This window comes from Curtobacterium sp. APC 4022, from assembly GCF_030407555.1.
GTDB lineage: Bacteria > Actinomycetota > Actinomycetes > Actinomycetales > Microbacteriaceae > Curtobacterium.
This window is the reverse complement of sequence record NZ_JASDDD010000003.1, coordinates 37,756-51,165: the sequence shown is the minus strand read 5'-3', so window position 1 is coordinate 51,165 and position 13,410 is coordinate 37,756. Positions and strand designations below refer to the sequence as shown.

The 13,410-nt window shown below is 74.0% G+C and carries 13 protein-coding genes; 8 read left to right on the top strand and 5 right to left on the bottom strand.

What is annotated here, in order from left to right; genetic code table 11:
- Window positions 1-10: 10 nt before the first annotated feature.
- Both QL987_RS01245 and QL987_RS01240 read right to left on the bottom strand, forming a co-directional pair.
- Window positions 11-1,249 carry an MFS transporter gene (locus tag QL987_RS01245; RefSeq protein WP_290155893.1) on the bottom strand — a complete coding sequence of 413 codons (1,239 nt, stop codon included), beginning with the start codon at window positions 1,247-1,249 and terminating at the stop codon, window positions 11-13.
- Window positions 1,246-1,470: a hypothetical protein gene (locus tag QL987_RS01240; RefSeq protein ID WP_253464432.1), complete on the bottom strand. Its 225-nt coding sequence runs from the start codon at window positions 1,468-1,470 to the stop codon at window positions 1,246-1,248. The genes QL987_RS01245 and QL987_RS01240 overlap by 4 nt, the downstream gene beginning before the upstream one ends.
- A 116-nt stretch (window positions 1,471-1,586) precedes the next feature.
- Here QL987_RS01240 and QL987_RS01235 point away from each other — a divergent pair, with 116 nt between their 5' ends.
- The gene (locus tag QL987_RS01235; protein WP_290155892.1) at window positions 1,587-2,786 is read left to right on the top strand and encodes an FAD-dependent monooxygenase; all 1,200 of its coding nucleotides are present in this window, start codon (window positions 1,587-1,589) and stop codon (window positions 2,784-2,786) included.
- A 144-nt stretch (window positions 2,787-2,930) separates the two neighbouring features.
- Here QL987_RS01235 and QL987_RS01230 read toward each other — a convergent pair whose 3' ends face one another.
- The 3 genes from QL987_RS01230 to QL987_RS01220 are packed head-to-tail and all read right to left on the bottom strand — an operon-like array spanning window position 2,931 to window position 5,940.
- On the bottom strand, window positions 2,931-4,097 hold the full coding sequence (locus QL987_RS01230) for a N(5)-(carboxyethyl)ornithine synthase (protein ID WP_290155891.1): 1,167 nt from the start codon (window positions 4,095-4,097) through the stop codon (window positions 2,931-2,933).
- 31 nt (window positions 4,098-4,128) lie between these two features.
- Window positions 4,129-4,998: a UbiA family prenyltransferase gene (locus QL987_RS01225; protein ID WP_290155889.1), complete on the bottom strand. Its 870-nt coding sequence runs from the start codon at window positions 4,996-4,998 to the stop codon at window positions 4,129-4,131.
- A gap of 33 nt (window positions 4,999-5,031) precedes the next feature.
- On the bottom strand, window positions 5,032-5,940 hold the full coding sequence (locus QL987_RS01220) for a DMT family transporter (protein ID WP_290155887.1): 909 nt from the start codon (window positions 5,938-5,940) through the stop codon (window positions 5,032-5,034).
- A 70-nt stretch (window positions 5,941-6,010) separates the two neighbouring features.
- On the opposite strand from QL987_RS01220, the gene QL987_RS01215 reads away from it, so the two are divergent.
- The 7 genes from QL987_RS01215 to QL987_RS01185 all read left to right on the top strand — a co-directional run.
- Window positions 6,011-6,859, top strand: coding sequence for a LysR family transcriptional regulator (locus QL987_RS01215; protein ID WP_290155886.1), 849 nt, complete (start codon window positions 6,011-6,013; stop codon window positions 6,857-6,859).
- Between the two features lie 67 nt (window positions 6,860-6,926).
- Window positions 6,927-7,739: a fructosamine kinase family protein gene (locus QL987_RS01210; protein ID WP_290155885.1), complete on the top strand. Its 813-nt coding sequence runs from the start codon at window positions 6,927-6,929 to the stop codon at window positions 7,737-7,739.
- A gap of 140 nt (window positions 7,740-7,879) precedes the next feature.
- Window positions 7,880-8,353: a hypothetical protein gene (locus QL987_RS01205; protein WP_290155884.1), complete on the top strand. Its 474-nt coding sequence runs from the start codon at window positions 7,880-7,882 to the stop codon at window positions 8,351-8,353.
- A gap of 41 nt (window positions 8,354-8,394) precedes the next feature.
- Window positions 8,395-9,150 (top strand): HAD-IB family hydrolase, encoded by a 756-nt coding sequence (locus QL987_RS01200; RefSeq protein ID WP_290155883.1) that lies wholly within the window; start codon window positions 8,395-8,397, stop codon window positions 9,148-9,150.
- Window positions 9,151-9,240: 90 nt separating this feature from the next.
- The gene (locus QL987_RS01195) at window positions 9,241-11,391 is read left to right on the top strand and encodes a glycosyltransferase family 39 protein (protein WP_290155882.1); all 2,151 of its coding nucleotides are present in this window, start codon (window positions 9,241-9,243) and stop codon (window positions 11,389-11,391) included.
- 54 nt (window positions 11,392-11,445) lie between these two features.
- Window positions 11,446-12,171 carry a response regulator transcription factor gene (locus QL987_RS01190; protein ID WP_290155881.1) on the top strand — a complete coding sequence of 242 codons (726 nt, stop codon included), beginning with the start codon at window positions 11,446-11,448 and terminating at the stop codon, window positions 12,169-12,171.
- On the top strand, window positions 12,168-13,410 hold a 1,243-nt coding region (locus QL987_RS01185; RefSeq protein ID WP_290155879.1), incomplete at its 3' end, for a histidine kinase dimerization/phospho-acceptor domain-containing protein. The genes QL987_RS01190 and QL987_RS01185, both read left to right, overlap by 4 nt.

Here is a 13,410-nt window from a genome sequence, read left to right as displayed (position 1 = left end):
GCCTGCGGGATCAGGCGGGACGAGCCTCCAGGACCGTCACCCGCCGGACGCTCGGCGTGACCGCGGCCGCCACGGTGGCGACGACGATGAGCAGGGCGCACCCGAGCAGGGTCGGCGTGGTGCCGACCGTGTGTGCGAGCGGGCCGACGAGGGCCTCGCCGAAGGGCACGGCGACGACCGACCCGACGGCGTCGTACGAGTAGACGCGGGCCAGGACGTCCCGTGGCACGTTCGTCTGCAGGGACTGGTCCCACGCGATCGAGAAGACCTCGATCGCGGCTCCGGCGACCGCGAACGACACGATCAACGCCGGCACGGAGGGGCGGAGCGCCAGGGTGAGGACCGGCACCGCGGCCACGACCATGAGCGCCACCCCGATGCCGAGCGCGTGTCGCGGGTGCCAGCGGAGCGCGACCACCGCGCCGACCGCGAGCCCGACCGACAGCGCGGCGACGACGAGGCCCCACGCCGCCCTGCCGAACGAGGCGTCTGCGACGACCGGCCCGAGCACCGCCGTGGCACCGACGAAGGCGGCGTTGAGCACGGCGAACTGCAGCACCACGATCCAGACCCAGCGGCGGCTGACGAACTCGCGCCAGCCCTCCCGGAGGTCCGCGACGACCGAGGTGCGCTCCGTCCGGCCGACGTCGGGGGCCCCGCGCGGCAGTCGCATCCGCCCGAACAGGACCCCGGCCACTGCGAAGCCCGCCGCGTCGACGGCGAGCCCCCACCCGGGTCCGACCACCGCGACGAGTCCGGCACCGGCCGAGGCGCCGAGGATGCTCCCGCCGTTGAGACCGAGGCGGAGCAGGGCGTTCGCCGGCCGGAGCTGCGTCTCGGGGACGGTGTCGGGCACGAGTGCTCCCGCGGCGGGCAGGCTGACGGCGGCGACCGCTCCGTTCAGGACGCTCAGCACCACGAGCGACGGGATGCTCGCCGACCCGATGATGACGAGCACTGCCACGGCGCCCTGCGTGACGGCGGCCGCGAACGACGTCCCGACCAGGACCACGTCCCGCGGCAGCCGGTCCGCGATCACCCCACCGAACAGCAGGACGGCGACGTTCGCGACCGACCGGGACGCCACGACGAGACCCAGGTCCGCCGCGGACCCGGTCAGGTCGAGCACCGCGAACGCCAGGGCGATCGGGGCGACGGCGTTGCCGAGGATGCTCGTCGTCCGCGCGGCCAGCAACCACCGGAAGGGCGCGGACCGGAGCGGACCGAACCGGTCGACCGTGGTGCTCACGAGCGGCGGAGGGGGAAGAGGGCGGCCGTGACGGACACCGGACGCGTGCCGGGTGTCCGCGGCGGGCGGGCAGCGGCGTGCAGGATCGCGGACGCCTGCCCGATGTGCTGCACCACCCGACGCCAGGTCTCCGGGTCCACCCAGAGTTCGGCGTCCGTGGTGACGCCGGGGCCGTCAGCCTGCGCGCGGGCGGTCGCGCGGAGCTCGTCGACGGTGGACATGAGGGCATCGTGGCAGCCGGGCCGAACGACCGTCAAAGGGCTCTTTGGGGGTCCGGCCGCCGGTCACGATCCGCACCCCGACCGCCCGTACGCCCGGCCCTGCGTAGGCTCGCCCAATGACCACGGACACCACGGACGTCCTCGTCGTCGGCGGCGGACCGGTCGGCCTGTTCCTCGGCGCGCTCCTCGCAGCACGCGGCACCGCGGTCCAGGTGTGGGAACGGCGGACCACCGACCCGGTCGGCTCCCGCGCCATCGGCATCCACCCGCCGTCGCTCGACGCGTTCGCCGAGGTCGGCCTGGCCGGTCCGGTGCTCGAGGAGGCCGTGCTCGTCCGCACCGGTGTCGCCCGCAGCCGCGGCCGGGTGCTCGGCGCGCTGTCGTTCGACCGGGCCTCCGACACCCACCCGTACGTGGCGACGCTCGACCAGCACCGCACCGAGACCCTGCTGCGCGAGCGGCTGGTCGCCGCCGCGCCGGATGCCCTCCGCACCGGCACCGCACTCGTCGGCCTCGACCGACACGCCGACCACGTCGACGCGACCGGCACCGACCGGGACGGCCGGACGGTCAGCGTCCGGGCCTCGTTCGTGGTCGGTGCCGACGGGGCCCGCAGCGTCGTCCGGGACCTGCTCGGCATCGGCACGACCGGCCGCGACTACCCCGACCGCTACGTGATGGGCGACTTCGCGGACCCCGAGGACGCCGATGCCCGCGCGACCGCGCTCGTCGACGTCGGACCGGCCGGGGTCGTCGAGTCCTTCCCGCTCCCGCGCGGCCGTCGCCGCTACGTCGCGCTCCTCCCGGACGACGACCCGCTCGTGGAGGGGTCCGCCCCGACCACCGCAGCGGACGCACCGGAGGCGGGACGCGCCTCCCGGCTCGCCGCGATCGTCCGCGACCGCACCGGCGTCGCACCCGACCCGGCCACCTGCTCGATGCTCAGCGCGTTCCGCGTCCGCCGGCGGACCGCCGAGCGCATCGGCGTCGGACGCGTCGTCCTGATCGGCGACGCGGCCCACGAGATCAGCCCGATCGGCGGGCAGGGCATGAACCTCGGCTGGCTGGACGCGGCGGACCTCGCGCCCCTGCTCAGTGACGCGGTGCGGACCGGCGAGGCCGGACCGTGGCCGTCCTACGCACGGCGCCGACAAGCCGCCGCCCGTCGAGCGGGTCGGCAGGCCGAGGCGAACATGGCCCTCGGTCGTGCCGTCCCGGACGCGGTCGGCGTCGGCCGGGAGGCGCTGCTCCGGTCCGTCCTGGCCCTCCCGACCTCGGGTGCGCTCGCCCGGCTCTACGCGATGGCGTGGGCGTAGTCGGCGGGCGGGCGGACGGACGGGCGGCCGGTCGAGACGGGCCCGTCTGTGCAGGACGCCGCCGAGCGCCCAGGACGCCGCAGGATTCGGCGGCGTCTCGGGCCGACCGACGTGTCTCGGCCAGACGCCGTTCCGGTCGCCTCGTCAGGCGGTGACCGCGTGCGGGTACTCGGCCGCACGACCCTGGAACGCCAGGATCGCGTCGTTGCGGACCTGCCCGTCCTCGATCTCGATCGCCCGGCGGATCGTGTCGGACTCGGCCCAGGCCGACGGCCCCGACATCACGGTGCGGAGGAACGGCATCAGCGCCTCGCTGATCTCCCACGTCGACGAGTTCCAGAGCAGTGACGGGCTGTGGTCGACGGCGTAGTAGTTCGTCGAGTCCCCGACCGTGACCATCGGTTCGGCGAAGGACGTCGAGCGTGCCCAGTCGAAGCCCATGCCCTCGTCGATCGACACGTCCACGATGAGGCTGCCGGGACGGAAGGCGTCGAGGTCCTCGGTCCGCAGGTAGGTCAGCGGTGCGTTCGGGTCCTGGAGCGTGCAGTTCACGACGATGTCGTTCTCGGCCAGGTAGGGCGCCAGCGGCACCGGGCCGTCGGGCGTCCGGACCGTGCTCGCGAAGGGCTCGTGGTCGTCGTGCTCGAACTGCAGGATGTCGACCGACGGGATCGGCGACCCGACCGCCGCGATGTCCCGGTTCGTCAGGACGCGGACGTCGTGGACCCCGTGCGCGTTCAACGCCGTGACCGCGCCACGAGCCGTGGCACCGAAGCCGATCACGACGGCGGTCAGGCGACGGCCGTAGTCCCCCGTCGAGCCGCAGAGCTGCAGTCCGTGCAGGACCGAGCAGTACCCGGCGAGCTCGTTGTTCTTGTGGAACACGTGCAGGCTGAAGCCGCCGTCCTCGCGCCAGTGGTTCATGGCCTCCCAGGCGATCAGGGTCAGGCGCTTGTCGATCGCGAGCTGCGTCAGCTCCTGGTCCTGCACGCAGTGCGGCCAGCCCCAGAGCACCTGTCCGTCGCGGAGGTCGGCGAGGTCGGCGGCGAGCGGCTTCGGCAGGAGCACCACGTCGGCGGTGGCGATGATCTCGGCGCGCGTGGCCATGCCGGCGACGAGCGGCTCGAGGTCGGCGTCGGGCACACCGAACCGGTCCCCGTACCCACGCTCCAGGACCATCTGAGCGCGCAGGTCCGGGTCGATGCGCCCGAAGTGGGCGGGGTGGATCGGCAGGCGACGTTCGTCGGCCTTCCGGGAGACGGCCAACACCCCGAGCCGGAGCGGGCGGGAGGTGGGCGTGGTTTCGGTCATGGTGCACTGTAGCGGCGCACCCGAGCAGGACTCAGGCCACGAGGGCGGCTCCGGCGAACCCGAGCTCGACGACGAGCACGAGCGACGACGCGATGACGAGCCGGAACAGCGTGCGTGTCGGCGGACCGGTGAGCACGAGCCGGACCCCGACCACCGCGAGGACGACCACCACGACGGCACCGAGGACCGCGAGCACCGCCCCGACACCACGGACCGGGTCGTCGCCACCCAGCTGCCCGACGAGCACCAGCACGGCAGCGACGACGAGCGAGCCGAACGCCACGATCCCGGACGCGTGCAGTCCGAGGCGGTGCGGGAAGCCCCGGACACCGGTGGCCGCGTCGTCGACCAGGTCCGGCAGGACGTTGGTGCAGTGGATCGCGATGCCGAACACCGCTCCGGTGACGATCGCCCACGTCGCCGGCCACCCGCCGTCGGGACCGGCGGCGACCGCGACGACCGGGAGGAGCCCGAACGCCACGACGAACGGCACCACCGAGGCGACGGACCGCTTGAGTCCGGCGTCGTAGGCCCAGCCGGCCGCGACGAGGACGACGTGGGCGACGGCGGCGACCGGGCCGAGGAACAGCGAGAGGACGACCGCGACGCCGGCGGTCACGAACGCGGCGGTCCGGACCGTGCCGACCGCGATCAGGCCACGGGCGACCGGCTTGTCACTCCGCCCCACCGCGCGGTCACGGTCGGCGTCGATCCAGTCGTTCGCGAGCCCGATCGACAGCTGACCGGCGACCACGGCGAGTGCCACGAGCAGCACGACCCAGAACGGGTGCCCGACCGCGGTGGCGATGACCGCGGCGAGGACGGTGACGGTGACGGTCGGGCCGGGGTGCGAGGACGCGAACAGCAGGCGGACCGTCGAGGTGGTCGGGGCGTCGGGCACCCGGCCAGCGTACGGGCCGGGTGGTGCCGCCGGTCACACCGTCGAGGCCGCGACCCGTCGCCGCCGCGCCCCGAGCAGCCCGGAGGCCAACGCGATCCCGGCGAGCACGACCAACCCACCCACGGGCTCGTTCCACCGCAGCGGCTCACCGAGGACGAGGACGCCGAGCGCGACCCCGACGACCGGCGTCAGGTAGGTCACCGTGGAGGCCCGGCCCGCGCCCCACGCACCGACCAGCCGGGTGTTCCACGCGTAGGCCAGCCCCGTGCCCACGGCACCGAGCGCGACCATGGCGCCCACGATCCTCCAGTCCAGCTGCACCGGACCGGTGGCGACGACGGGCGCGACCACCAGCATCAACCCGGCCGCGAGGGTGAGCTGCACCGTCGCGACGGTGGTCGGGTCGTACCCGCCGCCGACGCCGAAGCGGCGGAGCCACGCGAGGCCGATGCCGTACGAGGCGGTCATGCCGAGCAGCGCGACCTGGCCGGGGACGCTCGCCAGGACCTCCTGGTCGCCGAGGACGTCCCACGGCCCGACCAGGACGAGCACCCCGACGATGCCGAGGACGATCCCGGCCACCTGCCGACGGCTGAGCCGTTCGGTGGGGACCAGCACGGCCAACGCGAGCAGCGTCATGATCGGCGTCGTCGCGTTGTAGATGCTCGCGAGGCCCGACGGCACGGTCTGCTCCGCCCATGCCATCAGCGAGGACGGGACGGCGTTGAGGAACACCGCGACGACGAGCAGGTGCCCCCAGACCCGCTTCTCCCGCGGCCAGCGACGGCGCGTGACGAGGAGCACCACGACGAGCGTCAGCGCACCGAGCACGGTGCGGACGGTGGCGACCTGCTGGGGTGCCAGGCCGTCGAGCCCGATCTTCGCGAAGAAGAAGCTCGATCCCCAGGTCAGGGCGACGAGCACGTAGAGGAGGGCGTTCATGTGGCCTAGTCTCGGCACACCACGCACATGCGGCAAACGCATGGACCTCATGCCGACATGAAGGACACGCATGACCGTCTCGCTCCCCCAGCTCCGCGCCTTCGTCGCGACCGTCGACGCCGGCTCGTTCACCACGGCGGCCGTCGCCCTCGGGGTCGGCCAGTCCGCCGTCTCGCACGCCGTCGCCGGACTCGAGCGCGAGGTCGGCGGCCCCGTCGTCCGCCGTGGCTCCGCGACCGTCCCGACCCCGCTGGGCGAGCGGCTGCTGGCCCACGCCCGCAGCGTGCTCGCCTCCGTCGACGCCCTGGAGGCCGTGGTCCGGCCCGCCACGGCCCGCGGCACCGTGCGCCTCGCCGCCGTCCCGACCGTCTGCCAAGGGCTGCTCCCGCGCCTCCGGGAACTCTGGGCGGTGACGCTGCCCGACGTCGACGTGCAGGTCTACGAGGGCGACGACGACGAGATGCCGGAGTGGCTCGAAGCCGGGACGGTCGACGCCGCGGTGCTCGTCGACCCGGTCACCGTGCCGGACGGCGGGGTCGTCGTGGCGACCGACGAGATGGCCGCCGTGGTGCGACGCGACCACCCGCTCGCCGCTGCCGAGGCGTTGACGCTCGACGACCTGCACGACGACGGCCTGGTCGCCGGCGGCGGGGGCTGCGAGCACCAGATCCAGCGGATGCACGAGCTCGCGGGGCAGCCCTTCCGGTACGCCCATCGAGTGCGGGAGATGAGCACGATGTTCGGGATGATCGAGCGCGGCGAGGGGGTGTCGATCGTGCCGACCCTCGGCCGCGTGATGCTGCCCGCGGGGCTCGTGATGCTGCCGGTGGCGCCGCGGTACGAGCGGACCCTGGTGCTGTCGGGGCCGTCGTCGCGGCCGTGGCACCCGTTGGCGCGGGCGCTGGTCGACGCGGTGTGAGGCCCGGACGGCGCGCGGCGGTGTGCGCGGTGTGCGCTCGCCGAGCGTGCGCGGGCAGGATGGGGTGATGTCGGAGACCTACGTCAAGACCTTCACCAGCCCGGACGAGGCCGCTGCCGAGGCGGCCGGACTGGAGTGGCTCGCCGAGGCCGAGGACGCCGGCGGTACCCGCACAGCCCGGGTCATGGCACGCCCACGTCCGACGGTGCTCGAGCTCGAGTTCATCTCCGACGCCGCACCCTCGGCGGCCCAGGCGGAGCGCTTCGGTCGTTCGCTCGCCCACACCCACGCTGCCGGGGCGTCGCACTGGGGAGCGCCGTCGCCCGGGTTCCCCGCGAACGGGCCGCTGCGGATGGGGCGCTCGCGGACGCCGTTCGTGCCCGCCGCCGAGGCACCCGACAGCTGGGGCGAGTTCTTCGCCGAGTACCGGATCCGCGACTACGTGCAGCGCATCGTCGACGCGGGCGGCTACGACGGGGCAGAAGCGGCCGTGTTCGAGCGCGTCTGCGACCGGCTGGAGGACGGCACGCTCGGGTCCCCGCAGCCCGCACTGGTCGGTGACGGCCCAGCCCGACTGCACGGGGACCTCTGGGCCGGCAACGTGCTGTGGCCGCGGGACCGGTCCGAGCCGACCGGAGCGGTGCTCATCGACGCGAACCCGCACGGTGGGCACGCCGAGACGGACCTGGCGCTGCTCGCACTGTTCGGGCTGCCCCGCCTCGAGACCGTCCTGGCCGCGTACGACGCCGAGTCGCGCCTGGCGGCCGGGTGGCAGGAGCGCGTCGAGCTGCACCAGCTGGCACCGCTGCTGTTGCACGTGCTGCTGTTCGGCGGCTCGTACACGGACGCGGCCCTCCGCGCAGCCCGCCGCTACGCCTGACCCCTCCCGACCCGGCGCGGAAGTGGGACTGTCGCCGGAGCCACGGGGACCGCTAGCTTGCGGGCATCGGCCGAGGGGAAACGATGCGGGGACAGACCACAGCACGCACGAGGGCACGCACGAGGACGACCGTCGCGGCGGTGACGGTTGCGGCAGCGCTCGCACTCACCGGCTGCACGGGCAACGACGACGTGCCGACGAAGCCCCACCGGACGAGCGCAGCGGCGGAACACACCGACGTGTCCGAGTACCTGACGGTGCTGCACCGCACGTTCGCGGCGTCGGACGCCCTGCCGGACGGCTCCACCGCATCCGACGACACCGTCGTGCCGAACAGCCAGCGACGCGTCGGCACCGTCGACGGGACGACCTACTGGGTGGCGGTCGGCCAGGAGGGCGGGGCCTGTCTGATCGCCGCCGACGGCCCGGACAGCGTCGGGAACTGGACCGTGTGCGGCGGGAACGCGGCCGACGGCTCCTTCGTCGGGCGGGCCTCCGTCGTTGTCAGCATGCTCGACGAACAGGGACACCAGACGTCCCTCGTCAGCGACGGCTTCACCGACACCGGCAGCGAGGCCCTGCACCAGATCGCGCCGAACGTCTGGACCTCCTGACCGGTCCGCGAGGGGTCAGGGGGAGCGCCTAGCCTGGGCCGATGACGGTCGAGCAGGCGGGTACCCCGGTCCTCGCGTTCTTCGACGTGGACAACACCCTGATCCACGGCGCGAGCGCGTTCCACCTGGTGCGCGGACTCCGTGCCGCCGGGCTCATCACCACGCGGGACATCCTCAGTGCAGGGTGGAAGCACGCCCGGTTCAAGGTGCGGGGCGAGAACGACCGGCACCTGGCCTCCGCCCAGACCCGCGGGCTCGAGGTCATCACCGGCATCACCGTCGCCGACATGGCGAAGCTCTCCGACGACGTCTACGTCCGCCACACCGCCGCGACCGTGTGGCCGGAGACCGCCGCCCTGGCGCAGGAGCACCTGGCGAAGGGCCACCAGGTGTGGCTCGTCACCGCGACGCCGACCTTCCTGGCCGAGGTGATCGCCCGCAGCCTCGGCCTCACCGGCGCGCTCGGCAGCGTCTTCGAGACCAGCGACGGCGCCTACACGGGCCGGCTCGAGGGCGCGTTCCTGCACGGCGAGCACAAGGCCGTGGCCGCGCGCCGGCTGCTCAGCGAGACCGGTGCCGACCCGGCCGTGTGCTGGGCGTACTCCGACTCACGCCACGACATCCCGCTGCTCTCGCTCGTCGGGAACCCGGTGGTGGTGAACCCGGACCAGGGACTCGCGGCGCACGCACGTGCGGCGGGCTGGCCCTCGATGCGGATGCAGCGTTCGAGCCTCCGGGAGGCCCGTCGTCGGGTCCGACAGGACGCCGCGACCGCGGGCGGCACGCCCACCGCCTGATCGCCGGTCTTAGGCGCTCCACAGCAGACCCATCGGCCGGGTCGACCCCCGACCGCGATGCTCGCTGCCATGACCACCTACCCGGTACCCGTGACCGATCGTCGCGACCGCGCGCGCAGTGACGCGCCGGTCCGGCGTCGCCCGCCCCTCGCTCGTCTGTTCCTCGGCGAGCGCGAGGACGCCCGCTGGCTCCGGCCGGCGTTCTGGGCGCTCCTCGCCCTGACCGCCGTGCTGTACCTCTGGGACCTCAGCGTCTCCGGCTACGCCAACAGCTTCTACGCCGCCGCGGTGCAGGCCGGCACGAAGTCGTGGACGGCGTTCTTCTTCGGCTCGCTCGACTCGTCGAACTTCATCACGGTCGACAAGCCCCCGGCGTCGCTGTGGGTGATGGTGCTGTCCGCGCGGCTGTTCGGCTTCTCGAGCACCAGCCTGCTGCTCCCCCAGGCGCTGATGGCCGTCGGGACCGTCGCGCTGGTCTGGGGCACGGTCCGCCGGACCCTGGCGCGGCTGGGATCGACCACGGCGGGGGTCGGCGCACTGCTCGCGGGCCTCGTCGTCGCGGCGACCCCGGCGGCGGCGCTGATGTTCCGCTTCGACAACCCGGACGCCCTGCTCGTGTTCCTCATGACCGCCGGGGCGTACGCGACCGTGCGTGCCCTGCCGCGGGGCAGCTGGCGGTGGCTCGCCCTGGCCGGGGTCGCGCTCGGGTTCGCGTTCCTGACGAAGATGCTGCAGGGGCTGCTCGTCCTGCCGGCGTTCGGCCTGGTCTACCTGGTCGCTGCCCGGACCTCGTGGCCGCGACGCATCGTCGGGCTGCTCATCGCCGCGGTCTCGCTCGTCGTCGCGGCCGGCTGGTGGGTCCTCGCCGTCGCACTGTGGCCGGCGGACGCCCGCCCGTACATCGGCGGGTCGACGAACGACACGGTGCTCGACCTGGTCTTCGGGTACAACGGGCTCGGCCGGATCTTCGGCGGCTCGGGCAACGGCGGAGGCGGCGGCGCGACCGGCGGCACCGCGGGGTCGTCCTTCGGCGGCGCGACCGGACTCGACCGGCTGTTCTCGTCCGAGATGGGCCTCGAGATCTCGTGGCTCCTGCCGGCCGCCCTCATCGCCCTCGTGCTCGGCCTGGTCGTCGTCGGCCAGCGCCACCTCGCCGACCCGGCCCGCGCCGGACTCGTCCTCTGGGGCGGCTGGCTGCTCGTCACCGGGCTGGTCTTCTCGTACATGTCCGGCACGATCCACCCGTACTACACGGTCGCGCTCACCCCGGCGATCGCCGGACTGGTCGGGACCGGTGGTGCCCTGCTCTGGCACGCCCGACACCGCACGACCGGGCGCCTGGGCCTCGCCGCGATGACCGGTGCGACCGCCGCCTGGAGCTGGTGCCTGCTCAACGAGAACCCGGACTGGCTGCCCTGGCTGCGGTGGCTGGTGCTCGCCGGCGGCCTGCTCTCGGCCGCGCTCATCGTGATCGGCAGCGTCCCGCAGCTGCGTCGCCTCGTCGCCGTCGGTGTCCTCGTCGGTACGCTCTGCGGCCTCACCGGCACCACCGCCTACGCGGTCGTCACCACCACGGTCGGGCACTCCGGTTCGATCCCGAGCGTCGGTCCGTCCGGCACCTCGGGTGGCATGGGCGGCATGCCGGGAGGCACGAACGGCCCCGGCGGATCGGCCGCCGGCACCGGGGACGACAGCTCCGACAGCGGCGACTCCGGCACACAGGGCGGTCCCGGCGGGACACCGCCGTCCGGCGCCGACGGCGGCCAGCCGCCGGCGATGCCGGGTGGGACCACGGGAGACGGGACCACCGGGGACGGGACCAACGCGTCGGGGTCGGGGACGAGCCTCCCGTCCGACAGCAGCGACGGCGGCTCCCGGACCGGTGGCGGCATGGGCGGCGGCGCCTCGACGTCCTCGGCGCTCGAGGAGCTGCTCCGATCGACCGACACCACCTGGTCCGCCGCGGTCGGCGGCTCGCAGTCCGCCGCACAGCTCGAACTCGACACCGACACCGCCGTGATGGCGATCGGCGGCTGGTCGAGCGACCCCACCCCGACCCTGGCGGAGTTCCAGGCGGACGTGGCGGCGGGCAGGATCGGCTACTACATCGCCTCGGGAACCGGCGGCGGCATGGGCGGCGGTTCGTCCACCGCGAGCGCCATCGCGGAGTGGGTCGCGGCGAACTACGACGCGACGACGGTCGGCGGGCAGACCGTCTACGACCTCGGCGCGGCGGGGTAGGCGCACGTGCACGACGACCAGGACGCGGACGGCACCGTGGGTAGGCTCGCCCCCGTGGCAGGCACCCCGCTCACACGGACCGACGGCACACCCGTCCGTGTCCTCGTCGTCGACGACGAACACGCCCTGGCCGAGGCGGTCGGGCTGGCGTTCGCCGCCGACGGGTGGGCCGTGCAGACCGTCCACCGCGGACGGGACGTGCTCTTCGCCGCCCGCGCGGGCCAGCCCGACGTGATCGTCCTCGACGTGATGCTGCCGGACATCGACGGCTTCACCGTGCTCGACCGGCTCCGGGACGCCCGCGACGACGTCCGGGTGCTGTTCCTCACCGCCCGGGACGCCGCCGAGGACCGGCTCGCGGGACTCACACGGGGCGGCGACGACTACCTGACGAAACCGTTCGGCATCGACGAACTCGTCGCCCGGGCTCGGATCCTCGCCCGGACCTCGGCCCGGGTCGCGGCGACCGCGGCGGCGGACACCGCGGTCGTGGTCGGGGACCTCCGGCTCGACGAGGAGACCCGCACCGTCAGCCGCGGCGACGACCCGATCGACCTCACCCCCACCGAGTACGAACTGCTGCGGCACCTGGCCCGGAACGCCAACCGGGTGCTGTCGCGCGAACACCTGCTGGCACACGTGTGGGGCATGGACTTCGGGTCGTCGTCGAACCTCGTGGACATGTACGTGTCGTACCTCCGGAAGAAGGTCGACGCCGGACGCGAGCCGCTGATCCACACCGTCCGCGGAGCCGGGTACGTGCTCCGGCCGTCCCCGTGAGCGGTCGGAGCGGGCGGGCGCCGTCGCTGCGGTGGCGGATCGTCGCCGCCGTCGCCCTGTTGCTCGTCGCGACCAACGTCGTCGTCGGGGCGGTGACCGTCGTCGCGTACCGGGGGTACCTGGTCGGACGGCTCGACGCCGAGCTCGCGACGGCTGCGAGCCGGGTGGTCGGTGGGCCGCCCGGTGGGATGCCGAGCGGGTTCCCGACCGGTTCGCCGTCCGGGTCGTCGTCGGGATCGTCGTCGTCTGGGTCCTCGTCTTCGTCGGGCTCGTCGTCCGCTGCGCCCGATCCCGACAACACGTTCATCGGCGCTCCCGGGCAGTCCGCGGGCACGGTGATCGCGATCTACCGGGACGGCGACGTGGTCCTCGGTGGCTACACCGACGCGCGAGGACGCCAGCACACCCTGACCACGGCGCAGCAGCGGACCCTCGCCGCGTTGGACCCAACCGGGCAGCCGGTCACGACGGGTCTCGGCACCCTCGGGGCCTTCCGCGCGCAGGCCGTCGGCTCGGACGGGGACGTCTTCGTCACGGCGCTGCCGCTCGATGACCTCGACGCGTCGATCGGTCGTCTGCTGCTCGTCATCGCGGCGGTCACCCTCGTCGGACTGCTCGTCGCCTGCTGGGCCGGCGCACTGCTCGTCCGCCGGTCCCTGCGGCCGCTCGAGCACGTCGCCGCGGTGGCGTCGAGCGTCACCACCCTCGACCTCGACCGGGGCGAACCAGACATCCCCGCCCGGGTCGCGGACGCCGACCTCGCCGCCAGTCGCGAGGTCGGCCAGGTCGGCGCCGCACTCAACCGGCTGCTCGGCCACGTCGCCCGTGCCCTGACCGTCCGCCGTGACGCCGAGGCCGGCATGCGGACCTTCGTCGCCGACGCCTCCCACGAGCTCCGCACCCCGATCGCCACCGTCCGCGCCTACGCCGAGCTGACCGGGCGCACCGACGACCCAGCCGAGGTCCGGCGGAACGTCGACCGGATCGGCACCGAAGCCCGCCGGATGGGCGACCTGGTCGAGGAGCTCCTGCTGCTGGCCCGGCTCGACGCCGCTGCGGTCGCGGCAGGCCCGACCGCTGCCGGCTCGACCACGTCCAGGACCACCCAACCGGTGGACCTGACGTCGATCGTCGTCGAGGCGACGATGGACGCCCGCACCACCGCCCCCGGCCACCGCTGGACGCTGCAGGTCGACGACGACCCCATCGTGGTCGACGGTGACGCCGGAGCCCTCCGTC

Coding starts and splice junctions, on each gene's coding strand:
- QL987_RS01240 (WP_253464432.1), bottom strand. CDS start 1,470: ATGTCCACCGTCGACGAGCTCCGCGCGACCGCCCGCGCGCAGGCTGAC.
- QL987_RS01235 (WP_290155892.1), top strand. CDS start 1,587: ATGACCACGGACACCACGGACGTCCTCGTCGTCGGCGGCGGACCGGTC.
- QL987_RS01230 (WP_290155891.1), bottom strand. CDS start 4,097: ATGACCGAAACCACGCCCACCTCCCGCCCGCTCCGGCTCGGGGTGTTG.
- QL987_RS01220 (WP_290155887.1), bottom strand. CDS start 5,940: ATGAACGCCCTCCTCTACGTGCTCGTCGCCCTGACCTGGGGATCGAGC.
- QL987_RS01215 (WP_290155886.1), top strand. CDS start 6,011: ATGACCGTCTCGCTCCCCCAGCTCCGCGCCTTCGTCGCGACCGTCGAC.
- QL987_RS01210 (WP_290155885.1), top strand. CDS start 6,927: ATGTCGGAGACCTACGTCAAGACCTTCACCAGCCCGGACGAGGCCGCT.
- QL987_RS01200 (WP_290155883.1), top strand. CDS start 8,395: ATGACGGTCGAGCAGGCGGGTACCCCGGTCCTCGCGTTCTTCGACGTG.